The organism is Streptomyces sp. Rer75 (assembly GCF_013414305.1).
In the GTDB taxonomy this organism is placed as follows: Bacteria; Actinomycetota; Actinomycetes; order Streptomycetales; family Streptomycetaceae; genus Streptomyces; species Streptomyces himastatinicus.
Genome location: NZ_CP058693.1, coordinates 5,640,966 through 5,661,944 on the forward strand (window position 1 = coordinate 5,640,966; position 20,979 = coordinate 5,661,944).

At 69.8% G+C, this 20,979-nt stretch carries 21 protein-coding genes; 13 read left to right on the forward strand and 8 right to left on the reverse strand.

Annotation, left to right across the window (positions count from 1 at the left end):
- Window positions 1-64: 64 nt before the first annotated feature.
- The 3 genes from HYQ63_RS24150 to HYQ63_RS24160 form a co-directional block, all read right to left on the reverse strand.
- Window positions 65-1,540: a DUF2637 domain-containing protein gene (locus HYQ63_RS24150; protein ID WP_373689136.1), complete on the reverse strand. Its 1,476-nt coding sequence runs from the start codon at window positions 1,538-1,540 to the stop codon at window positions 65-67.
- A 102-nt stretch (window positions 1,541-1,642) separates the two neighbouring features.
- Complete coding sequence (locus HYQ63_RS24155; RefSeq protein WP_179935828.1) at window positions 1,643-2,428, reverse strand: hypothetical protein; 786 nt, start codon at window positions 2,426-2,428, stop codon at window positions 1,643-1,645.
- Window positions 2,429-2,551: 123 nt separating this feature from the next.
- On the reverse strand, window positions 2,552-3,538 hold the full coding sequence (locus HYQ63_RS24160; RefSeq protein ID WP_257232054.1) for a DUF3558 domain-containing protein: 987 nt from the start codon (window positions 3,536-3,538) through the stop codon (window positions 2,552-2,554).
- Window positions 3,539-3,697: 159 nt separating this feature from the next.
- Here HYQ63_RS24160 and HYQ63_RS24165 point away from each other — a divergent pair, with 159 nt between their 5' ends.
- Window positions 3,698-4,891: an RtcB family protein gene (locus HYQ63_RS24165; RefSeq protein ID WP_179935829.1), complete on the forward strand. Its 1,194-nt coding sequence runs from the start codon at window positions 3,698-3,700 to the stop codon at window positions 4,889-4,891.
- A gap of 41 nt (window positions 4,892-4,932) precedes the next feature.
- On the opposite strand, the gene HYQ63_RS24170 is transcribed toward HYQ63_RS24165, so the two are convergent.
- Window positions 4,933-5,688 (reverse strand): SDR family NAD(P)-dependent oxidoreductase, encoded by a 756-nt coding sequence (locus HYQ63_RS24170; RefSeq protein WP_123103310.1) that lies wholly within the window; start codon window positions 5,686-5,688, stop codon window positions 4,933-4,935.
- A gap of 209 nt (window positions 5,689-5,897) precedes the next feature.
- Between HYQ63_RS24170 and HYQ63_RS24175 the strand changes: the two genes are divergently transcribed.
- A complete protein-coding gene (locus tag HYQ63_RS24175) occupies window positions 5,898-7,595 on the forward strand; it encodes a hypothetical protein (protein WP_179935830.1) in 1,698 nt (565 codons plus the stop codon).
- On the opposite strand, the gene HYQ63_RS24180 is transcribed toward HYQ63_RS24175, so the two are convergent.
- Window positions 7,585-7,917 carry a YnfA family protein gene (locus HYQ63_RS24180; RefSeq protein ID WP_179935831.1) on the reverse strand — a complete coding sequence of 111 codons (333 nt, stop codon included), beginning with the start codon at window positions 7,915-7,917 and terminating at the stop codon, window positions 7,585-7,587. The genes HYQ63_RS24175 and HYQ63_RS24180 overlap by 11 nt on opposite strands.
- Window positions 7,918-7,941: 24 nt before the next feature.
- Complete coding sequence (locus HYQ63_RS24185) at window positions 7,942-8,490, reverse strand: hypothetical protein (protein ID WP_078510346.1); 549 nt, start codon at window positions 8,488-8,490, stop codon at window positions 7,942-7,944.
- A 139-nt stretch (window positions 8,491-8,629) separates the two neighbouring features.
- Here HYQ63_RS24185 and hemL point away from each other — a divergent pair, with 139 nt between their 5' ends.
- From hemL to ccsB, 7 genes are all read left to right on the forward strand, one after another.
- On the forward strand, window positions 8,630-9,946 hold the full coding sequence (gene hemL / locus HYQ63_RS24190; protein WP_179935832.1) for a glutamate-1-semialdehyde 2,1-aminomutase: 1,317 nt from the start codon (window positions 8,630-8,632) through the stop codon (window positions 9,944-9,946).
- Window positions 9,947-9,954: 8 nt separating this feature from the next.
- Window positions 9,955-10,641 (forward strand): histidine phosphatase family protein, encoded by a 687-nt coding sequence (locus HYQ63_RS24195; protein ID WP_179935833.1) that lies wholly within the window; start codon window positions 9,955-9,957, stop codon window positions 10,639-10,641.
- Between the two features lie 164 nt (window positions 10,642-10,805).
- Complete coding sequence (locus HYQ63_RS24200) at window positions 10,806-11,990, forward strand: hypothetical protein (protein WP_179935834.1); 1,185 nt, start codon at window positions 10,806-10,808, stop codon at window positions 11,988-11,990.
- 69 nt (window positions 11,991-12,059) lie between these two features.
- A complete protein-coding gene (locus HYQ63_RS24205; RefSeq protein WP_179935835.1) occupies window positions 12,060-12,677 on the forward strand; it encodes a TlpA disulfide reductase family protein in 618 nt (205 codons plus the stop codon).
- A gap of 6 nt (window positions 12,678-12,683) precedes the next feature.
- Window positions 12,684-13,445, forward strand: coding sequence for a cytochrome c biogenesis CcdA family protein (locus HYQ63_RS24210; protein WP_179935836.1), 762 nt, complete (start codon window positions 12,684-12,686; stop codon window positions 13,443-13,445).
- 3 nt (window positions 13,446-13,448) lie between these two features.
- A complete protein-coding gene (locus HYQ63_RS24215; RefSeq protein ID WP_179935837.1) occupies window positions 13,449-15,221 on the forward strand; it encodes a cytochrome c biogenesis protein ResB in 1,773 nt (590 codons plus the stop codon).
- Window positions 15,218-16,312 (forward strand): c-type cytochrome biogenesis protein CcsB, encoded by a 1,095-nt coding sequence (gene ccsB, locus HYQ63_RS24220; protein WP_179935838.1) that lies wholly within the window; start codon window positions 15,218-15,220, stop codon window positions 16,310-16,312. Before HYQ63_RS24215 ends, ccsB begins: the two co-directional genes overlap by 4 nt.
- A 33-nt stretch (window positions 16,313-16,345) precedes the next feature.
- On the opposite strand, the gene HYQ63_RS24225 is transcribed toward ccsB, so the two are convergent.
- Window positions 16,346-16,762, reverse strand: coding sequence for a PLD nuclease N-terminal domain-containing protein (locus tag HYQ63_RS24225; protein WP_179935839.1), 417 nt, complete (start codon window positions 16,760-16,762; stop codon window positions 16,346-16,348).
- 89 nt (window positions 16,763-16,851) lie between these two features.
- Here HYQ63_RS24225 and HYQ63_RS24230 point away from each other — a divergent pair, with 89 nt between their 5' ends.
- From HYQ63_RS24230 to HYQ63_RS24240, 3 genes are all read left to right on the forward strand, one after another.
- Window positions 16,852-18,303, forward strand: coding sequence for a menaquinone biosynthesis decarboxylase (locus tag HYQ63_RS24230; protein WP_179935840.1), 1,452 nt, complete (start codon window positions 16,852-16,854; stop codon window positions 18,301-18,303).
- Entirely contained in the window at window positions 18,300-19,202 is a 903-nt protein-coding gene (gene mqnP, locus HYQ63_RS24235) for a menaquinone biosynthesis prenyltransferase MqnP (RefSeq protein WP_179935841.1), read from the forward strand. The genes HYQ63_RS24230 and mqnP overlap by 4 nt, the downstream gene beginning before the upstream one ends.
- 62 nt (window positions 19,203-19,264) lie before the next feature.
- Window positions 19,265-19,939, forward strand: a complete 675-nt coding sequence (locus HYQ63_RS24240) for a UbiX family flavin prenyltransferase (protein ID WP_179935842.1) — start codon at window positions 19,265-19,267, stop codon at window positions 19,937-19,939.
- A 221-nt stretch (window positions 19,940-20,160) separates the two neighbouring features.
- On the opposite strand, the gene HYQ63_RS24245 is transcribed toward HYQ63_RS24240, so the two are convergent.
- Complete coding sequence (locus HYQ63_RS24245) at window positions 20,161-20,328, reverse strand: hypothetical protein (protein ID WP_179935843.1); 168 nt, start codon at window positions 20,326-20,328, stop codon at window positions 20,161-20,163.
- 126 nt (window positions 20,329-20,454) lie between these two features.
- On the opposite strand from HYQ63_RS24245, the gene HYQ63_RS24250 reads away from it, so the two are divergent.
- On the forward strand, window positions 20,455-20,916 hold the full coding sequence (locus HYQ63_RS24250; protein WP_257232057.1) for an Lrp/AsnC family transcriptional regulator: 462 nt from the start codon (window positions 20,455-20,457) through the stop codon (window positions 20,914-20,916).
- The last annotated feature ends 63 nt before the right edge of the window (window positions 20,917-20,979 follow it).

The window sequence follows — 20,979 nt, forward strand, 5'->3', positions numbered from 1 at the left end:
TGAGCCGGGCGGGCCCGCGGCCCCGCCCGGCTCACGCCGTTCCTCAAGGCCCTGATCCTGCGTTCTACGGGATGTGCTCCGCCTGCATCTCCGTGCGGTAGCGGTCCTTGTAGTCGTTCACATAGCCGGTCAGCTCGTCGTTGCTGAGGTCGGCGACGCCGTACGCCTCCCGCAGCCGCTGCCCGAACTGGTACGCGGAGGGGAAGCGTCCGTTGTCGGCGAGGTACTGGCGGTAGGTCGCGTAGAACACCTCGTCGCGCGGGACGTCGTCCGGCATCGCCGCCGCGGCGGGCGCACCCGGCTGCTCGTGCTCGACGTACGGCTGTTCCTGGCCGCGCTGTTCCTGGCCGCGCTGCTCCGGGACGTACGCGCCCTGGGCGTTCCCCACGCCCTGGCCGCCGAGCTGACGGACCCGGTTGGGGCCGACCGGCACGGTGACCTGCGGCTGCCCGGGCTGCTGGGGCCCACCCGGCTGCTCGGGCTGCACCGGTTGCTGGGGCTGCTCGTGCTGCGTCGGATGGGAAGCGGCGGTGGGGTCGAACGGGACGGCGCCCCGGCCGTCGTGGTCCTGACCTGTCGGCTGCTGGTACACCGGCAGCGGCAGCGAGAGCGGCAGTTCCTGCGGCTGCTGCGGTTGCGGCGGCTGCTGCTGCCCGGGAACGGCGCCGAAGCCGGTGCCGTCGGCCGCCCCGTAGACGCCCGGCTGCCCATGGGCCGCGCCATAGACGCCGGGCTGCCCATGGGCCGCGCCTTGGACGCCCGGCTGCACCCCCGGGTACGCCGTGTCCGGCGTCCGCCCGGCCCCGCCCCCCGCGGTGCCCGACGGCAGCGCGGCGGGGGAGAAGGCGCTCGCCTCCAGCCCGGCCGCCTCGAGCCCCGCCGGGGCGGTGTCCGACAGCGGCACCCCGTAGCGCGCCAGCCGCAGCGGCATCAGCGCCTCCACCGGGGCCTTGCGGCGCCACTGCCGCCCGTAGCGGGCCTGGAGCCGGGTCTGGTAGACCAGCCGGTCCTGCTCCAGCTGGATGACCTCGTCGTAGCTGCGCAGCTCCCACAGCTTCATCCGGCGCCACAGCCGGAAGGTCGGGATCGGCGCCAGCAGCCAGCGGACGATGCGGACCGACTCCATGTGCCGGTCGGCGGTGATGTCGGCGATCCGGCCGATCGCGTGCCGGGCGGCCTCGACGGAGACCACGAAGAGCACCGGGATGACGCCGTGCATGCCGACGCCGATCGGGTCCGGCCAGGCGGCGGCGCCGTTGAAGGCGATGGTCGCCGCGGTGAGCATCCACGCGGTCTGGCGCAGCAGCGGGAAGGGGATGCGGATCCAGGTCAGCAGCAGATCCAGGGCCAGCAGGACGCAGATCCCGGCGTCGATCCCGATGGGGAAGACGTTGGCGAAGGCGCCGAAGCCCTTCTTCTCGGCGAGGTCGCGGACCGCGGAGTAGGACCCCGCGAAGCCGATCGCGGCGATCACCACCGCCCCGGCGACGACCACGCCGATCAGTATTCGATGCGTTCTTGTCAGTTGCATCGCGGCCACCCGCGATCCCTCCCCGTCCTTGGCGATAAGCCTTGGCATGCAGCGCGCCCAGGGTCGCATACACGTCAATCGCCACGGACGGGAAGGGTGCGGCGGAGACGGCTAGGCGCCGCCCTTGGAGCCCTCGGAGCCCTTCGAATCCTTGGACTTGTCGGCGGACTTGGAGCCGCCGGAACTCGGGGAGTCCTGGCCGCCACCAGCGCCGTCGCCGCCCTTCTCGACGGATTCGACGACCTCCTTGGCCGCGGACTTGGCGTCCTCCATCAGCTTGGCGGCGTCCGGCGTCTTCTCGGTCTCGTAGCCCGCGCCGTCGTACTCGATCGTCACTACGACGTTGGCGGTCCGGGCGACGACCGTCTGGTTCCGGAAGTCGTCGCCGTCCCGCTTCTCCTCGGTACGGACGGTGGTCGCCGCGTCACCGATGGCCGCCTGCTCGGTCTTGGGGTTCTTCAGCCCGTCCCCGGAGGATGCCTTGCTCGCCTGCTGGGTGGCGTAGTCCTGGGCGCGCTTGTCGCCCGTGCCGAGCCCCGCGTCGGAGTCGAAGAGCTTCAGGGAGAGGGACAGCGAGCGGTACTTGAAGCCGTCGAGGCCGTTCCACAGGCAGGTGGCGGAGGTGTTGGTGTCGCCGGAGGGAAGGGCCTTGCCCTTCTTGGTCTTCGCCTTGGGCACCAGCTCCTCGATGGTCTTGCCCGACAGGGCCGAGCACACATCGGGGAGCTTGCTGAACTTTGCCGCCGCGACGGACGGCGACGCACTGGGTGAGGAGGGTCTCGACGAACTCTCCGCGTCCTTCTTGTCATCAGATCCGGAGGAGCAGCCGGCGACGAGCATGACCGGCACGGTCGCGCAGGCGAGTATTCGGGCGAGTCGCGGGGCTGAACGGTGCATGGTTCCTTCGCTCAATCTCTGTCGATGGGCGGTGGTACCGCCCGCGTCATTACCGGCACGGTACGCGGCCGATCGCGGGCGGCCCAATCCCCGAGGTCTCCCGCCCTGGGGCGGCCCGGCTCGCTATTCGGTGAGACGCCCGGTCAGCTCCTGGGCCAAGTCTTCGGCGTTCTCCTGGAGTTCTTCGCTTTCGGGAATGTCCGTTTTGTTGGTCGACCACTCGTCGTACTCAATGGTGGCAATCACATTCGAGGACCGGAAAACGACCGTGATGTCGCGGTGGATTCCGGAGTCCTTGGTGATCAGCTGGTCATTGAGGAACGCGTCGTCGGCGAGGTCGTCGAGGCGACGCGGGGCGGTGGCGTCCGGGTTCTCCGGCGTGTCCCCGTCGCTTGCGGTGCCCTCATCGTCGCCCGCGCTCGGGGTGCCCGTGCCGCCGTTCCCGCCGGTGTTGCCCTTCTCACTCCCGGCGCCGCTCTCGCTGCTCTCCGGGCTCGCGCTGCCCTGCCCGCTCGATTCGCTCGGCGCGCTCGACCCGCTTGATCCACTGGCGTCCGAGCCGGGTGACGAGGAGGCGGACGCGTCGTCGCCGCCCGGCTGGTCCTCGTCCTCGTCCTCGCTGGAGGCGCCGGGGGAGGACGAGGGCGGGGCGTCCGGGATGTCCGCGGCGACCGCCTTCTTCTCGTACAGTTCCAGCGCCCGGTCGTCGTCGCTCACGGACGGGTCGTACGAGACGACGCGCTCGAAGTCCAGCGTCAGATAGCGGGTGCCGCTCGGCGTCGCGACCTTCCAGCGGCAGCCGTCGCGCCGGTCTATGTCGTACGTCACGGTCGCCTGGCCGTCGTACGCCTTGTCGTCCGCGGTGCCGCCGGGCAGCAGTCTGCGCAGGGTCTTGGGGCTCACGGCGCCGCACGCCTCGGGGAGGGTGTCGTAGCGGCCCGGCTCGGCCGAGACCGCCGTACCGGAGTCGTCGGAGGAGCTGTCGTCCGCACCCGGCTTCGAGTCGGAGCCGGTGCATCCGCTGAGTCCCGCGGCGGCGAGCACGGCGATGAGCAGGGCGGCGGCCGGGGTGGCGCGCCGTCCACGGGCCGTTCGCTGCGCTGGCTGCACTATCCGTGTCCCTTCGAGCGAAAACTGCTTGCCGCCCGTAGGCGATGGCTGGAGACAATGTGTACCGCACGGGCCGCCGCGTCTGCCGGTCGGCCGTCGTGAATGGGCTATGGGCCCGGTTTTTGCGTTTTCGGTCTTTAGCGGGGGAATGAGTAAAACATGTCGTATGTCGAGGTGCCCGGGGCGAAGGTCCCCATCCGGATGTGGGCGGACCCCGCGACGGTCGAGGGCGGGGCCATGCAGCAGCTGCGGAACGTGGCGACGCTGCCGTGGATCAAGGGCCTGGCCGTGATGCCGGACGTGCACTACGGAAAGGGCGCCACCGTCGGCTCGGTGATCGCGATGCACGGGGCCGTGTGCCCGGCGGCGGTCGGCGTGGACATCGGCTGCGGGATGTCGGCGGTCAAGTCGTCGCTCACCGCGGACGATCTGCCGGGCGATCTGTCGCGGCTGCGGTCCAAGATCGAGCAGGCGATTCCGGTGGGCCGGGGGATGCACGACGACCCGGTCGACCCGGGGCGGCTGCACGGGTTCCGGACCACCGGATGGGACGACTTCTGGGGGCGGTTCGGGGGAGTGGCCGAGGCGGTCAAGTTCCGCCAGGAGCGGGCCGTGAAGCAGATGGGGTCGCTCGGATCGGGCAACCACTTCATCGAGTTGTGTCTCGATGACGAGGGTTCGGTCTGGCTGATGCTGCACTCCGGTTCCCGCAACATCGGCAAGGAGCTGGCCGAGTACCACATCGGCCAGGCCCGCGGACTGCCGCACAACCAGGATCTGATCGACCGCGATCTGGCCGTCTTCATCGCGGACACCCCGCAGATGGCCGCCTACCGGCACGATCTGTTCTGGGCGCAGGAGTACGCCAAGTACAACCGCGCGATCATGATGTCGCTCTTCCAGGACGTCGTGCGCAAGGAGTTCGCGAAGGCCCGGCCGGTCTTCGAGCCGGTCATCTCCTGCCACCACAACTACGTGGCCGAGGAGCGGTACGAGGGCATGGACCTGCTGGTGACCCGGAAGGGCGCCATCCGTGCGGGCCGCGGCGACTACGGGATCATCCCCGGCTCGATGGGCACCGGTTCGTACATCGTCCGGGGCCTGGGGAACGAGGCGTCCTTCAACTCGGCCTCGCACGGCGCCGGCCGCAAGATGAGCCGGAACCAGGCGAAGAAGCGTTTCTCGACGCAGGACCTGGAGGAGCAGACGCGGGGCGTGGAGTGCCGTAAGGACTCCGGCGTCGTGGACGAGATCCCGGGGGCCTACAAGCCCATCGAGAAGGTCATCGACCAGCAGCGGGACCTCGTCGAGGTGGTGGCCCGGCTCAAGCAGGTCGTCTGCGTCAAGGGCTGACGCCCCTCCCGCGCCCCCTGCCGCTCAACGCCCCCGGCCGCTCAGCGCTCGCGGTGGACCTTGTGCTGGGCGGCCTGGGCGCGGGGGCGGACCACCATCAGGTCGATGTTGACGTGGGAGGGCCGGGTGACCGTCCAGGCGACCGTGTCGGCGACGTCGTCGGCGGTCAGCGGCTCGGCCACGCCCTCGTAGACGGCGGCGGCCTGGCCCTCGTCCCCGCGGAACCGGTTCACCGCGAACTCGTCCGTCATGACCATGCCCGGCGCGATCTCGATCACCCGCACCGGCTCGCCGCACAGCTCCAGCCGCAGCGTGCCCGCGATCGCGTGCGCGCCGTGCTTGGCGGCCACGTAACCGCCGCCGCCCTCGTACTGGATGTGGCCCGCCGTGGAGGACAGCACCACGATCGTGCCGTCGCCGGAGGCGACGAGGGCGGGCAGCAGGGCCTGCGTCACCTGGAGCACGCCCATCACGTTGACCTCGTACATCGCACGCCAGTCGGCCGGGTCGGAGGCCGCGACGGTCTCGGCGCCGATGGCCCCGCCCGCGTTGTTGACCAGGACGTCGCAACGGTCGAAGTGATCGGCGAAAGTGGCCACGGCGTCCCGGTCGGTGACGTCCAGGACGTACGGCACGGCCTCGTGCCCCGCCTCCGTCAGCTCCGCGGCCAGCGCCTCGATCCGCTCCTTGCGGCGCGCGGCCAGGACGACGCGAAATCCGGCCGCGGCGAGCCTGCGGGCGGTTGCCGCCCCGATCCCACTGCTGGCACCGGTGATGACTGCGGTACGGGTGGTCATCGACCCTCCTGTGGCGACGTGGCCTGCGTCAGCGCGGTAGGGAAACCGCACCGTGATCCATACGCAGGATATGACCTTCTGATCTGCGGCCGATCGGGGGACTGAAGATCGGAAACCGCTATCCGCTCATGGCCCCGGGGAAGGGTGCACTGCGTCCGGCGCGCCGCCGGTCTCGGACTCTCGCATGCCCCAAGGAGTGAATACAGGTCATGACCCATCAGAACAGAATGCTGTACCGGTCCCGTCAGTCCTTCCGTCGCTGGGGCGTCGCCTCTGCCGGTGCCCTCGCGGCGGCGGCTCTGGTGGCCGGCGCTCCGTCGGTCGCGTGGGCCGCGGGCACCGCGCCGGGCTCGCACTCGACGTCGACCTCCGCATGTCCCCAGGACCAGGAGCGGCACGGCGACCGCAACCATGGGGATGACCACCAGCACGCCAACAACCAGCAGAAGCACGACAACGGCAAGCACAACAACGGACACCACGCGAACGGCCAGCACGACAACGGACACCACGCGAACGGCCAGCACGACAACGGACACCACGCGAACGGCCTGAACGGCAACGCCAAGCACGACAACGGACACCACGCGAACGGCCTGAACGGCAACGCCAAGCACGACAACGGACACCACGCGAACGGCCAGCACGACAACGGACACCATGCGAACGGCCAGCACGACAACGGACACCACGCGAACGGCCTGAACGGCAACGCCAAGCACGACAACGGACACGACGCCAACGGCCTGAACGGCAACGCTAAGCACGACAACGGACACGACGCCAACGGCCTGAACGGCAACGCTAAGCACGACAACGGACACCACGCCAACGGCCAGTCCGGCAACGGCTGGTACGGCAATGGTCAGAACGGCAATGGCCACGCTGCCAATGGCCACGCTGCCAACGGTCAGTCGGGTAACGGCTGGACCGGCAATGGGCAGGCTGCCAACGGCCAAGCCGCGAACGGCCACGCTGCCAACGGTCAGTCGGGCAACGGCTGGTACGGCAACGGCCAGGCCGCCAACGGCCAAGCGGCCAACGGTCATGCCGTCGCCCACGAGGGCCAGATCGCTCGGCCGAACGGTCGGCCGGAGCGGCCGAACCGGCCGAACCGCTGGCAGCGCGAGAACAGCGCCCCGCAGGGCCACGGCTACCAGCAGCGCGGCATGGCCCAGTACGCCGAGCCGGCCCAGGCCGAGGTGGCGCAGCCCGAGGTGGCCCAGCAGTCCGCCGCCGCGATGCCGCAGGACCGTTTCGGCGCCCCGTCCGTCCACGGCGACCACCAGGACGACCACGCCCGCAAGGACGACCACGCCCGCAAGGACGACCACGTCCGCAAGGTCGACCACGTCCGCAAGGTCGACCACGTCCGCAAGGACGACCACGCGGCCAAGGACCCCCACGCCCACCAGAACCACGCCACCGCCACCGCCGCCGCCGCCGCGCAGAGCGGACCGGTGACGCTTCAGCGGGCCGTGGAGATCGCCGAGTGCGAGGTCTCCGGCCAGGCCGTCAGCGCCGAGCTGGTGGACGACTGCCCCGAGGACGACCCCCGTCACGACGACCCCCGTCACGCCGACCCCCGTCACGACGACCACCGCAAGGGCGACCCGCGCAAGGACGGTCACCGCAAGGACCAGCAGCACCGGGACCCGCAGCGCCACGGCGACAAGCAGCGGGGCGACCACAAGCAGCAGGACCCGCACCACAAGCAGCAGGACCACAAGCAGCAGGACCCGCACCACAAGAACGGCGAGAAGCACCAGGTGTGGGCCGTGGACGTCGAGTGCGACCACACCATCACCCGGGTGCTGATCGACCCGGACACCGGCTGCGTCCTCAGCTCAACCCAGGAGCAGGACAACGGCGACCACGCTCACCACGGCCGCCCGCTCACCTTCTAGGCGCGTACATGATGACGGCGACTCCGGCCAGGCAGATCAACGCACCGATGACATCGAAGCGGTCGGGCCGGTAGCCGTCGGCGACCATGCCCCAGGCGAGTGATCCGGCGACGAAGACGCCGCCGTACGCCGCGAGGATGCGGCCGAAGTTCGCGTCCGGCTGGAGCGTGGCCACGAAACCGTAGGCGCCGAGAGCGACGATCCCGGCGCCGATCCAAGCCCATCCCCTGTGCTCGCGCACACCCTGCCAGACCAGCCAGGCGCCTCCGATTTCCAGGAGGGCGGCCAGGACGAACAGGATGACGGAGCGTGCGATGAGCATGGGGGAAGGCTAGAAGGGCACGGGTCAGGGCCAGACCAGGCAGTACGGCTGGTGGCCCGCCTCGTGCAGGCGGTGGCTGAAGTCCTGCCACTCGTGGAGCAGTTGGTAGACCAGGAAGGCATCGCGCGGGCCGCCGCGGTCCGGGACCGTGGACCAGATGAAGGCCGCGGCGCCCACCGCCTCCTCGCCGACGCCGCGCAGCGGGTCGACGGCGGTCATCGGCAGCTTGACGACGGCGTAGTCCGGGTGCAGGACGACGAGTTCGAGCGGGGGCACCTTGTGCAGGGGCACGCCCTCGATGCCCGTGAGGACCATCGCGGCCACCGTCTCCGGCTTGATCTTGGTGAACATGCCGTGGCCCAGCTCGTCGCCGCCGAGCTCCTCGGGGCGCATGGAGATGGGGACCCGGGCGGCGGTGGCCCCGTCGGGCGCGCCGAAGTACTTGTAGGTCACCCCCATGCGGCCCCCGCTCCTGCTTGCCCTGCCCGCGTCTTCTCGCCGATGGCGTCCGGGGCGGGCACGCTCGGGGCCTCGATCGTCAGTCCCTTCACCCAGTTCGCCACCGCGATGCATATCTCCACCCGACCACTCGCAGCCACCGCCGCGCAACCCGATCATTGCGACCTGATCAAACTGATCAATATGACTGAGACCTCCCCCGCGTCGGCGTTGTGAAACTCCCGGCGGCAGGACTCCGTCACCCTCTGACAACATGGCTTGCGTGAGCTATCCGTACGCAGCCCCAGTTTCGCAGACGCTTTTCGATCGCGCGGCCGTCGTGACGCCCGGCGGCGTGAACTCTCCGGTCCGGGCTTTCCGCGCCGTCGGAGGTACGCCCCGCTTTATGGTGTCCGGTGACGGTCCGTACCTCACCGATGCCGACGGACGCGAGTACGTCGACCTCGTGTGTTCGTGGGGACCGATGATCCTCGGCCATTCGCACCCCGAGGTGATCGGGGCCGTGCAGGCCGCCGTCGCCCGTGGTACGTCGTTCGGCACGCCCGGCGAGGGCGAGGTCGAACTCGCCGAGGAGATCGTGGCCCGCGTCGGCCCCGTCGAGCAGGTGCGCCTGGTGTCGTCCGGCACCGAGGCGACGATGTCGGCGATCCGGCTGGCCCGTGGGTTCACCGGCCGCCCCAAGGTGATCAAGTTCGCGGGTTGTTACCACGGCCATGTGGACGCCCTGCTGGCCTCGGCCGGGTCCGGGGTGGCGACCTTCGGGCTGCCGGACACCCCCGGCGTGACGGGCGCGCAGGCGGGGGAGACCGTCGTGCTGCCGTACAACGACCTGGAGGCGGTGCGGGCGGCGTTCGCCGCACACCCGGGCGAGATCGCCTGTGTGATCACCGAGGCCTCGCCGGGCAACATGGGCGTGGTCCCGCCGCTGCCCGGGTTCAACGCGGGCCTGAAGGAGCTGTGCGCCGACAACGGCGCGCTCTTCATCTCCGACGAGGTCATGACCGGCTTCCGGGTCTCCAGGTCCGGCTGGTTCGGGCTCGACGGGGTCGTACCCGATCTGATGACCTTCGGCAAGGTCATGGGCGGCGGCTTCCCGGCTGCGGCCTTCGGCGGCCGCGCCGATGTGATGGCGCAGCTCGCCCCGGCCGGTCCGGTCTACCAGGCGGGCACCCTGTCCGGGAACCCGATCGCGACGGCGGCCGGTGTGGCGCAGCTGCGGCTGCTGGACGACGCGGCGTACGGACGAGTCGACGCGGCCTCCGCTCAGCTGCGGGCGCTGGTGACCGAGGCGCTGGCCAAGGCGGGCGTCGTGCACCGCGTGCAGAACGCGGGCAGCATGTTCACGGTCTTCTTCACCGACGAGGACGTCACGGACTACGCCAAGGCGAAGGCGCAGCAGGCGTTCCGCTTCACCCCCTTCTTCCACTCGATGCTGTCCCAGGGCGTCTATCTGCCGCCGTCGGCCTTCGAGTCGTGGTTCCTCTCGACGGCCCATGACGAGCGGGCGCTGGAGCGGGTGGCGGAGGCTCTGCCGGGGGCGGCGCGGGCCGCCGCCGAGGCGACTGAATGATGGGTGACATGACACAGAGCGAGAACGACATCACCGTCGTCCACGTGATGCGCCACGGCGAGGTGGAGAACCCGGAGGGCGTCCTGTACGGGCGCCTGCCCGGCTACCACCTGTCCGAGCTGGGCCGCCGCATGGCCGACCGGGTCGCCGAGCACCTCGCTGAGCGCGACATCACCCATGTCGTCGCCTCCCCGCTGGAGCGGGCCCAGGAGACGGCCGAGCCGATCGGCAAGGCGCACGGTCTGGACGTGGCCGTCGACGAGCGGCTGATCGAGGCGGCGAACGCCTTCGAGGGGAAGACCTTCGGGGTGGGCGACGGCGCGCTGCGCAGGCCGGCCAACTGGCGTCATCTCACCAACCCCTTCCGCCCTTCCTGGGGCGAGCCGTACATCGACCAGGTGGTGCGGATGATGGGGGCGCTGGGCGCGGCGCGCGACGCCGCCCGCGGGCACGAGGCGGTCTGCGTCAGCCATCAGCTGCCGATCTGGATCGTGCGCAGCTTCGCGGAGCGGCGGCGGCTGTGGCACGACCCGCGCAAGCGGCAGTGCACCCTGGCCAGCCTCACCACCTTCACCTACCGCGGCGACAAGATCGTGTCGATCGGCTACAGCGAACCGGCCCGTGATCTCGTTCCCGCTCATCTCCTCGCGGGTGCCAAGCCGGTGAAGGGGGCCTCAAAGGCGTTCGGCGCATAGCCAGCGCGCTGTAGGCGTCTCATCGCATGGGGTAATCGTTCCCGGGATATTGTGCCGGGACTGTAATTGACCGCGTCCGTTCGGAACCCCGCTATTCGTCTCGCCATCTCAAAGGTCGTCCGTGGCCCGGACAACCAGTACGGCGAGTGCGAATTGAGGACGCTATGCGTGAGGTCAGCCGGAGGGGGATCCTCGGTCTTGGTATGGGGGCGGTCGCGTCACTGACCGCTGTCGGCTGTTCGTCATCGGGGTCGGGTAAGGCGGCGCCGAAGAGGACGGCGCAGGCAAAGCCGATCGGTGACGGTTCAACTTCCCGTGGGGTGAACCGGCCGAAGGATCCCGAGCCGGAGCGTCTTGAGCGGGGGCAGAAGCCGCCGCAGTTCGTGGTCTTCTCCTGGGACGGCGCGGGAGAGGTCGGCAACGGCCTCTTCCCGCGTTTCCGGAAGCTCGCCAAGGATCACGGCGCGACCATGACGTTCTTCCTCTCCGGGCTTTACTGCCTCCCCGAGTCGAAGAAGTCGCTGTACAAGCCGCCGAACAACCCGGTGGGCGCCTCCGACATCGGCTATCTCACAGACGACCACATCAAGGCGACGCTGGAGAACGTGCGTCTGGCCTGGTTGGAGGGCCATGAGATAGGTACCCACTTCAACGGCCACTTCTGCTCCGGCCGCGGCACCGTCGCCAACTGGACGTCCGCCCAGTGGGAGTCGGAGGTCGAGCAGGCCGTGTCGTTCGTGACGCAGTGGCGTACGAACACCGGATTCAAGGATGTCGATCCGCTGCCCTTCGATTACCGCGAGGAACTGATCGGCGGGCGCACTCCCTGTCTGCTCGGGCAGCAGAATCTGCTGCCGACCGCCCGTAAGCTCGGCTGGCGCTATGACGCCAGTTCGCCCGGCGGTCGCCAGGTGTGGCCGTCGAAGAAGATGGGGCTGTGGGACTATCCGCTCCAGCAGATTCCCTTCCCCGGCCATTCCTTCGAGGTGCTCTCGATGGATTACAACGTCTTGGCGAACCAGTCGCAGAATTCCACGAAAGCGCCGCCCGCCAACTACCCGGGTTGGCGCAAGCAGGCCACCGACGCGTACATCGCCGGTTTCCAGCGGGCGTACGAGACCAATCGCGCCCCGTTCTTCATCGGCAACCACTTCGAGCAGTGGAACGGCGGCATCTATATGGACGCCGTCGAGGAAGCGCTGAAGCACATGGCCGACGAGAAGAACAAGGACGTGCGGCTGGTGTCCTTCAAACAGCTCACGGACTGGCTGGACGCGCAGGACCCGGAGGTGCTCGCGGATCTTCAGGGGTTCGGTGTGGGCCAGGCGTGGACCGCCGGCGGCAGCTGACCGTCCCGCTCCGCAGGGGGTCGAGGGGGGTGGCGAAGATCCGCAAATGGGCCATGCGAAACTTTTCACATGAGTGCCTGCCGCGCCCCTCGGCGCCTCGCGACCTGCCGTCGCGCAACCGTGCTGGCCACCGGGGCCGCGGTTGCCGCGCTGTCCCTCTCCGCCTGCGGTAGCGGCGGCACCTCGGGCGGATCCGCCGATACCAAGTTCGTGCAGGGCAAGGGCGGCGTCGACACCGTGCCCAAGGGGGACCGCCAGGACGCTCCCCAGCTGTCCGGCAAGACCCTCGAGGACAAGCCGCTCGACGTGGCCGACTACAAGGGCAAGATCGTCGTCCTGAACGTCTGGGGTTCCTGGTGCGCGCCCTGCCGGGCCGAGGCCCCGAACCTCGCCAAGGTCGCCAAGGACACCAAGGCCAAGGGCGTCCAGTTCATCGGGATCAATACGCGCGACAGCAACCGAGCCCCCGCGCTCAGGTTCGAGAAGGCGTTCAAGGTCGACTACCCGAGCCTGTACGACCCGATCGGCAAGCTGATGCTGCGCTTCCCCAAGGGCAGCCTCAACCCGCAGGCCATCCCGTCGACCATCGTGCTGGACCGGGACGGCAAGATCGCGGCCCGCGCGCTCACTCCGCTCAGCGAGGACAGCGTGCGCAAGATGCTCGACCCGCTCATCGCGGAGAAGTGACCTCTTGTGACTACGCTCGCCGCCACCGGTGCGAATGAGACCGTGCTGACCGGGGCGCTGCTGCTCGCCCTGCCGATCGCCGTCCTCGGCGGACTGGTCTCCTTCTTCTCCCCCTGTGTGCTGCCCCTGGTGCCGGGCTACATGTCGTACGTCACCGGGATCACCGGTACGGATCTGGCGGAGGCCAGACGCGGCCGGATGGTCGCGGGCGCCTCGCTCTTCGTACTCGGCTTCACCGCGGTCTTCGTCTCCGGCGGCGCGCTGTTCGGCCACTTCGGCTGGACGCTCCAGGAGCACAAGGAGACCCTCTCCAAGGTCCTCGGGGCCGTCACGATCGTGATGGGCCTGGCCTTCATGGGGCTGCTGAAGGGCTTCGGACAGCGGGAGTTCCGCTTCCACATCACGCCCACGATGGGGCTGGCGGGGGCGCCGGTGCTGGGCGCCCTGTTCGGCGTCGGTTGGACGCCGTGCCTGGGACCCACCCTCACCGCCGTCCAGGCGCTCGCGTTCAATGAGGGGAGCGCGGGGCGCGGCGCTCTGCTGACCGTCGCGTACTGCGTCGGGCTCGGGCTGCCGTTCGTCGCCGTCGCGGTGGCCTACCGGCGCGCGCTGGGCGCCTTCAGTTGGGTCAAACAGCACTACGTGTGGGTGATGCGGACCGGTGGCGGTCTGCTCATCGCCCTGGGGGTGCTGCTGCTCACGGGTGTCTGGGACGCCATCATGAGCGACACGCAGAGCTGGGCTCAGAGCTTCAACGTTGGGATCTGATCCATGTCCACCACCGATACCGACTCCGCGGCCGAGAAGGCGGCTGGGCAGGCGGCCGCGAAGACGGCCGAGCAGGCGGCCGACAGCGGCGCGGGCGGCGCGGAGGAGCGCGAGCTGGGCGCCGCGGGGTCGCAGCTGTCCACCGCCCCCGCCGAGGAGATCAACGTCCCCTCGCTGGGGCCGCTCGGCTGGGCGCGGTGGTTCTGGCGGCAGCTGACCTCGATGCGGGTCGCGCTGCTGCTGCTCTTCCTGCTCTCCCTGGGCGCGATCCCGGGCTCTCTGGTGCCGCAGACCAGCATCGACGCGCTCAAGGTCCAGGACTTCAAGGACAAGCACCCCACCCTCACCCCGATCTACGAGAAGCTCCAGCTGTTCCACGTCTACAGCTCGGTGTGGTTCTCGGCGATCTACATCCTGCTGTTCATCTCGCTCATCGGCTGCATCGTGCCGCGCACCTGGCAGTTCGTGGGCCAGCTGCGCGGCCGCCCGCCGGCCGCCCCGCGCCGGCTCACCCGGCTTCCCGCCTACACCACCTGGCGCAGCGACGCCGAGCCGGAGAAGGTGCTGGAGGCGGCGCAGCGGATCATGAAGGGGAGGCGCTTCCGCAGCCAGCTCACGGGGAACGCGGTCGCCGCCGAGAAGGGCTACCTGCGCGAGGTCGGCAACCTGCTGTTCCACGCCGCGCTGATCGTGCTGCTGCTCTCCTTCGCCGCGGGCCAGCTGTGGAAGACCGAGGGCAGCAGCCTGATCACCGAGGGCGGCGGCTTCTCCAACAGCCTGACCCAGTACGACGACATCAAGACGGGGCAGCTGTTCCAGAGCGACGACCTGGCGCCCTTCAGCTTCCAGTTGGACCGCTTCCACGCGACCTACGAGCGCAGCGGACCCCAGATGCGCACGCCGCGCACCTTCCGCGCCGACGTCACCTACTGGGACGGGGTGGACGGGGCCGCCCGCAAGACCTCGATCAAGGTCAACAAGCCGCTGGAGATCCAGAATTACAAGGTCTTCCTGCTGAACCACGGCTACTCGCCTGTCGTCACGGTCCGGGACGGCCAGGGCGACGTGGTGCATCAGGGGCCGGTGGTCGGGCTGCCGATCGACGGGGCCAACCTCACCGAGAGCATGGTGATCAAGCTCGGTGACTACCGTGACAAGAACGGCAAGCGGGACCAGGTCGCGTACCAGGGGCAGTTCCTGCCGACCTGGGTGCGCAGCAAGGGCATGTTCTCCCAGTTCCCGGCGCTGGACAATCCGGCGCTGGTGCTGACGGCCTACCACGGCAGCCTCGGCATCGACGGCGGTACCCCGCAGAGCGTGTACCAGCTCGACAAGTCGCGGATGAAGCAGTTCCTGGAGCCCGACGGGAAGACCAAGTTCGCGCGGGCGCTCGCGCCGGGCGACACCATGAAGCTGCCGAACGGTGAGGGAACGCTGACCTTTGACGGCGTCAAGAGCTGGGCCAGCTTCCAGATCTCGCACAAGCCGGGCGACCAGACCGCCCTGCTGGGCGCCGTGGCGGCCCTGGTGGGCCTGGTCGGCTCGCTGTTCATCCAGCGCCGCCGGGTCTGGGTCCGGGCGGTGAAGGGCGACGACGGCGCGACCGTCGTCGAGATGGCCGGGCTCGGCCGCAGCGAATACGCCAAGCTCCCCGAGGAGCTGGCCGAACTGGCCGTCCGGCTACAGACGGACGCGCCTCCCGCGGATCCCGAGAAGCCCGGCGATACCGCAGAGCCTGTAGACCCCGCAGATCCCGCAGAAGGAGCGCGCGCGTGAACCTCGCGGCCGCAGTCAACGAGAATCTCGCTCATTACAGCAATGTGCTGATCTACACGGCGATGGCGGTCTACACCCTCGCCTTCCTCGCCCATATCGCCGAGTGGGTCTTCGGCAGCCGCAGCGCCGTCGGCCGCACCGCCGCCGCGATCACCACCGAGACCGCGGCCTCCGACCGGGCCTCGGTGACGGTGCAGACGGCCGAGAAGGGCGGCGGCACCGCCGTGCTGGAGCGGCCGAAGGTCATCACCCGGTCCGCCCCGGGCAGCCGTGACGTCCCGGACGGGCCGGGCGCCTCGGGCGGCACCGAGCAGGGCGATGTCTACGGCCGGATCGCGGTGGGCCTCACCGTGCTGGCGTTCCTCACTCATGCCGGTGGTGTCCTCACCCGCGCGCTGTCCGTACAGCGCGCGCCCTGGGGCAACATGTACGAGTTCTCCACGACGTTCGGCATGGTCGCGGTCGCCACGTACCTCGTGCTGCTCGCGCTGAAGAAGAACGTGCGCTGGATCGGTCTGCCCCTGGTCACCACGGTCCTCCTCGACCTCGGACTCGCTGTCTCTGTCTTGTACACCGACAGCGACCAATTGGTTCCGGCCCTGCACTCGTACTGGCTGTGGATCCACGTCAGCTGCGCGATCATCTCCGGCGCCTCGCTGTACATGGGGGCCGTCTCCACGCTGCTCTACCTCTTCCGCGACCGCTACGAGGCGCAGCTGGAGAACCCGGAGGGCAAGCAGTACGGCCAGGCCGTCAAGTCCGTGCTGGCGCGGGTGCCGTCGGCGGCGTCGCTGGACAAGTTCGCGTACCGCATCAACGCCACGGTCTTCCCGCTGTGGACCTTCACGATCATCGCGGGCGCGATCTGGGCCGAGGCGGCCTGGGGCCGCTACTGGGGCTGGGACCCCAAGGAGGTCTGGTCGTTCATCACCTGGGTCGCCTACGCCTGCTACCTGCACGCCCGGGCCACCGCGGGCTGGAAGGGCCGCAAGGCCGCGTACCTCGCGCTGATCGCCTTCGCCTGCTACCTGTTCAACTACTACGGCGTCAACATCTTCGTCACCGGCAAGCACTCCTACGCGGGAGTCTGACCCGGAGGCTCAGCCCCCGCCGCCCGCGCCGTCTCAGGACGCCGCGGGCGGCGGCGTGTCGTCCGGGCCCTCGCCCTTGCGGCGCAGCTCCTCCTCCCGGCGGCGCAGATCCGCCTCCCAGTCCTTCAGCAGCTCCTCGTCGCGCCCCCGCGGCAGCTTCTCGTCGCCGTCCTCCGGCCCCTCCGGCCGGTCGCGCCGCTCGCCCAGGGACTTCAGGAACTCCGGGTTGTCGTCCGGGGCGACCCAAGTGCGCCGGGTCTCGGCCGCCGTGGCCCGCTTGCGGCCCACGAGCAGCCAGGAGATGGATCCCACCACCGGGAACAGCAGGACGAGGATCGCCCACAGCGGCTTGGGGATGTAGCGGACGTCCTGCTCTTCGGTGGTGATGCAGTCGATGAACGCGTAGATGCTGAGTGCCAGCGGCACCAGGATCATCAGCACCCGGAGCATGAGGCGATCCCCCTGCGTGTGGTGTTCGGGGCCGGTCGAGCGGGCCCCAGTTACGGGACCAGGGTAGTGCGTACCGGATACTGGGACGCATGGCTTATGACGATCTTCGTTCCTTTCTGCGGGCGCTCGACAGGGAAGGCGACCTCAAGCGCGTCAAGGCCGAAGTCGATCCGTATCTGGAGATCGGCGAGATCGTCGACCGCGTCAACAAGGCGGGCGGTCCCGCGCTGCTCTTCGAGAACGTCAAGGGCGCGGCGATGCCGCTGGCCATGAACGTGTTCGGCACGGACCGCCGGCTCCTCAAGGCCCTGGGCCTGCGCTCGTACGACGACATCAGCGAAAAGATCGGCGGCCTGGTCAAGCCCGAGCTGCCGCAGGGCTTCGTCGGGCTGCGCGAGGCGTTCGGCAAGCTCGGCTCCATGGCGCACGTACCGCCGAAGAAGGTGAAGGAGGCACCCGTCCAGGAGGTGGTGCTGACCGGCGACGACGTCGATCTCGACGCGCTCCCGGCGCTGTTCACCTGGCCCGAGGACGGCGGCTCGTTCTTCAACCTCGGCCTCACCCACACCAAGCACCCGGAGACCGGGGTGCGCAACCTCGGCCTCTACCGCCTCCAGCGCCATGACCGCCGCACCATCGGCATGCACTGGCAGATCCACAAGGACAGCCGCAACCACTACCAAGTCGCGGCCCGGCGCGGGGAGAAGCTGCCGGTCGCGATCGCCTTCGGCGCGCCGCCCGCCGTGACGTACGCGTCGACGGCGCCGCTCCCCGGTGACATCGACGAGTACCTGTTCGCGGGGTTCGTGCAGGGGCGGCGGATCGAGATGGTCGACTGCAAGACGGTGCCGCTCCAGGTCCCGGCCGCCGCCGAGGTCGTCATCGAGGGCTGGCTGGAGCCCGGGGAGATGCTGCCGGAGGGCCCGTTCGGCGACCACACCGGCTTCTACACGCCGCAGGAGCCGTTCCCGGCGCTGACCATCGACTGTGTGACGATGCGGTCCCGCCCGCTGCTCCAGTCGATCGTGGTGGGCCGTCCGCCGACCGAGGACGGGCCGCTGGGGCGGGCCACCGAGCGGTTCTTCCTCCCGCTCCTCAAGATCATCATCCCGGACATCGTGGACTACCACCTCCCCGAGTCGGGCGGTTTCCACAACTGTGCGATCGTCTCGATCGACAAGAAGTACCCCAAGCACGCGCAGAAGGTCATGCACGCCATCTGGGGTGCCCACATGATGTCGCTGACCAAGCTGATCGTCGTGGTCGACGCCGACTGTGACGTCCACGATCTGCACGAGGTGTCCTGGCGCGCTTTGGGGAACACCGACTACGCCCGCGATCTGACCGTGGTCGAGGGTCCCGTCGACCATCTCGACCACGCCTCGTACCAGCAGTTCTGGGGCGGCAAGGCGGGCATCGACGCCACCGCCAAGTGGCCCGAGGAGGGCTACACGCGCGACGGCGGCTGGCCGCACATGGTCGAGTCCGATCCGGAGGTAGCCGATCGGGTGACCCGACGCTGGAAGGAGTACGGGCTGTGAGTTCCGCCGCCGCCGCTGTACCGCAGCCCGGCCGCACCAGGGCCTTTCTGCGCCTGGTCATGATCGAGCACTCCGTCTTCGCGCTGCCCTTCGCGTACATCGCCGCGCTGACCGCGATGCAGCTGTGGGACGAGCACGTCCACTGGATCCGGCTGCTGCTGATCACGGTCGCGATGGTGGGCCTGCGCACCTTCGCGATGGCCGCCAACCGGATCATCGACCGCGAGATCGACGCGCGGAACCCCCGGACCGCCTCCCGGGAGCTGGTCACCGGCGCGGTCTCGGTGCGCACCGCCTGGACCGGGGCGCTGGTCGCGCTCGTCGTCTTCCTGGGCGCCGCCGCGGCGCTCAACCCGCTGTGCCTGGCCCTGGCGCCGGTCGCGATCGTGCCGATGGTGGTCTATCCGTACGGCAAGCGGTTCACCGACTTCCCGCACGCCATCCTGGGCCTCGCCCAGGCCATGGGCCCGGTCGGGGCCTGGATCGGGGTCACCGGGGAGTGGTCGTGGGACGCGGTCATCCTCGGCCTCGCGATCGGCATTTGGATCGGCGGGTTCGACCTGATCTACGCCTGCCAGGACGTGGCCGCAGACCGGGCGCACGGGGTGCGGTCGGTACCGGCGCGCTTCGGCATCGCGGGGGCGCTCCACGGGGCGCGCGCCTGCCATGTGATCACCACGCTGCTGCTGGTCTGGTACGCGCTGGCGACCGGCGCCGGGGTCTTCTTCTGGCTGGGGCTGGTGATCGTGGCGGCGGCGTTCGCGTACGAGCACACCATCGTGCGCCCGGACGATCTCTCCCGCCTGAACCGCGCCTTCTTCACGGTGAACGGCTTCATCGGAATCGCCCTGTTCTGCTGCGCTCTGCTCGACCTGGTGGTGCGGGGCCTCGGCCCGTGAGACCCGCCGGATAGGCTCGGTGTGTGGAGCCGCCGCACGGGCCGAACAGGCCGCACGAAGAAGTGAGCAGACGCCGGCCCTGGGTGGTCGGTGTGTCCGGCGCGTCCGGGACGCCGTACGCCGCCTCGGTGCTGCGCGCGCTGCTGCACGCGGGGGAGGCGGTCGATCTGGTCATCAGCCGCGCCTCGCGGCTGACGCTGCTGGACGAGACGGGGATCGGATTCCGGGACGCGCACTGGCGGGAGGATCTGCGCCGCTGGCTGGCGCGCGGCGCGGACGGTACGCCCGACGCCTTCGACGTGCCCGTGGACTCGGCGGACGTGACCCACTGGGCGGCCGGGGACCTGGCCGCCGGGCCGTCCTCGGGCAGCTACGACGTCAAGGGGATGCTGATCGTCCCCGCGAGCACCGCGTGTGTGGCCGGGGTCGCGCTGGGCCTCTCGAAGGACCTGCTCCAGCGGGCCGCGAGCGTGACGCTCAAGGAGCGGCGCCCGCTCGTGGTGGCGGTGCGGGAGACCCCGCTGAACGGGCAGACCCTGCGGCACCTGGTGACGTTGGACGAGGCGGGCGCCGTGGTGCTGCCCGCCTCGCCGGCGTTCTACGCGGGGGCGACGCACATCCAGGATCTGGTGGACTTCGTCGCGGGGCGGACGCTGGACGCGGTGGGGGTGCCGCACAAGCTGTACCGCCGGTGGGAGGGGGAACTCGGTGGAGACCGGGGACCGGAAACCGGCTAGGGGGTGTCTTGTCGATCAGGCCGGATCAGCGAGCGGCGTCTGGTGCGGTGCATCGCAAGTCGCGCGAGGAGAGCGCAGCGGCGCTGCGTGCGACGAGCGCGGCGCCGCGAGGTGCCGTGCCAGGCGTCGGGAGCCCGGCATGATCGGCAAGACACCCCCCAGGGGATGTCCCGGGCCGGGTGCCAGGCGTCGGGAGCCCAGCATGATCGGCAAGGCGCCCCCTAGCGCGTCCAGCGCTTCCTGGCGCGGGCGGCACGGGCCGCGACGACGGCCGCGCGGCGGGCCGTGCGGGATGCGGGGCGGTCGGGGGTGCGGACCACGGCACGCGAGCGGCCGGCCAGTTCCCGCAGCTCCATCATGCGGGCTTCAAGACCTTCGATCGTGTACACGGTGAGTTCTCATCTCCTGAGGTAACAGGCCGAACGCCTAGATGATTTGCAGGACTTGTGGTCCTGATGCCTTAGATTCTACATGTAATGACGCTCTAACCCTGAATAATGGAAGGCGCACGGCATATGGACGCGGTGGACAGGCAGCTCATCCAGGCCCTGCGGGAGAACGGCAGGGCCTCGTACGCGGAGCTCGGCAGGCTCGTCGGCCTCTCCGGGCCCAGCGTCACGGACCGGATCAACCGCCTGGAGGCGGCCGGGGTGATCACGGGCTATCGCGCGACCGTGGACGCGGCTTCCCTCGGCCTCGGCGTCACCGCCCTCATCGGCCTCCAGCTCTCCGACGCCGCCGACCACGAGGATGTGGCGCAGCGGCTGCGCGACCTCGCCGAGATCGAGGACTGCTGGTTCATCGCGGGCGACGACTCGTACATGCTCAAGGTGCGCGCCTCGAACGTGGACGGCCTGGAGCGCACCGTCCGCAGGCTGTCCGGGACCAAGGGCGTCGCCCGGACGCGTTCCACGATCGTGCTGTCGACCAAGTGGGAGAACCGGGTCGGCGAACTTCCGGAGGACGTCGAGGCGTAGTCTCGGCGGAGGCCGACACCGGCACGACGACGTAGGGCCAGACGCATGGGAGGCGGCCGTCGC

What these genes read in the sequence shown, in the direction of transcription:
- HYQ63_RS24175 (WP_179935830.1), top strand. Translation starts at nt 5,898, where the DNA reads ATGACCCATCAGAACAGAATGCTGTACCGGTCCCGTCAGTCCTTCCGT.
- HYQ63_RS24180 (WP_179935831.1), bottom strand. Translation starts at nt 7,917, where the DNA reads ATGCTCATCGCACGCTCCGTCATCCTGTTCGTCCTGGCCGCCCTCCTG.
- HYQ63_RS24250 (WP_257232057.1), top strand. Translation starts at nt 20,455, where the DNA reads ATGGACGCGGTGGACAGGCAGCTCATCCAGGCCCTGCGGGAGAACGGC.
- HYQ63_RS24155 (WP_179935828.1), bottom strand. Translation starts at nt 2,428, where the DNA reads ATGCACCGTTCAGCCCCGCGACTCGCCCGAATACTCGCCTGCGCGACC.
- hemL (WP_179935832.1), top strand. Translation starts at nt 8,630, where the DNA reads ATGGCTTGCGTGAGCTATCCGTACGCAGCCCCAGTTTCGCAGACGCTT.
- HYQ63_RS24225 (WP_179935839.1), bottom strand. Translation starts at nt 16,762, where the DNA reads ATGCTCCGGGTGCTGATGATCCTGGTGCCGCTGGCACTCAGCATCTAC.
- HYQ63_RS24215 (WP_179935837.1), top strand. Translation starts at nt 13,449, where the DNA reads ATGTCCACCACCGATACCGACTCCGCGGCCGAGAAGGCGGCTGGGCAG.
- HYQ63_RS24170 (WP_123103310.1), bottom strand. Translation starts at nt 5,688, where the DNA reads ATGACCACCCGTACCGCAGTCATCACCGGTGCCAGCAGTGGGATCGGG.
- HYQ63_RS24185 (WP_078510346.1), bottom strand. Translation starts at nt 8,490, where the DNA reads ATGCATCGCGGTGGCGAACTGGGTGAAGGGACTGACGATCGAGGCCCC.
- HYQ63_RS24230 (WP_179935840.1), top strand. Translation starts at nt 16,852, where the DNA reads ATGGCTTATGACGATCTTCGTTCCTTTCTGCGGGCGCTCGACAGGGAA.
- HYQ63_RS24205 (WP_179935835.1), top strand. Translation starts at nt 12,060, where the DNA reads ATGAGTGCCTGCCGCGCCCCTCGGCGCCTCGCGACCTGCCGTCGCGCA.
- HYQ63_RS24200 (WP_179935834.1), top strand. Translation starts at nt 10,806, where the DNA reads ATGCGTGAGGTCAGCCGGAGGGGGATCCTCGGTCTTGGTATGGGGGCG.
- HYQ63_RS24165 (WP_179935829.1), top strand. Translation starts at nt 3,698, where the DNA reads ATGTCGTATGTCGAGGTGCCCGGGGCGAAGGTCCCCATCCGGATGTGG.
- HYQ63_RS24195 (WP_179935833.1), top strand. Translation starts at nt 9,955, where the DNA reads ATGACACAGAGCGAGAACGACATCACCGTCGTCCACGTGATGCGCCAC.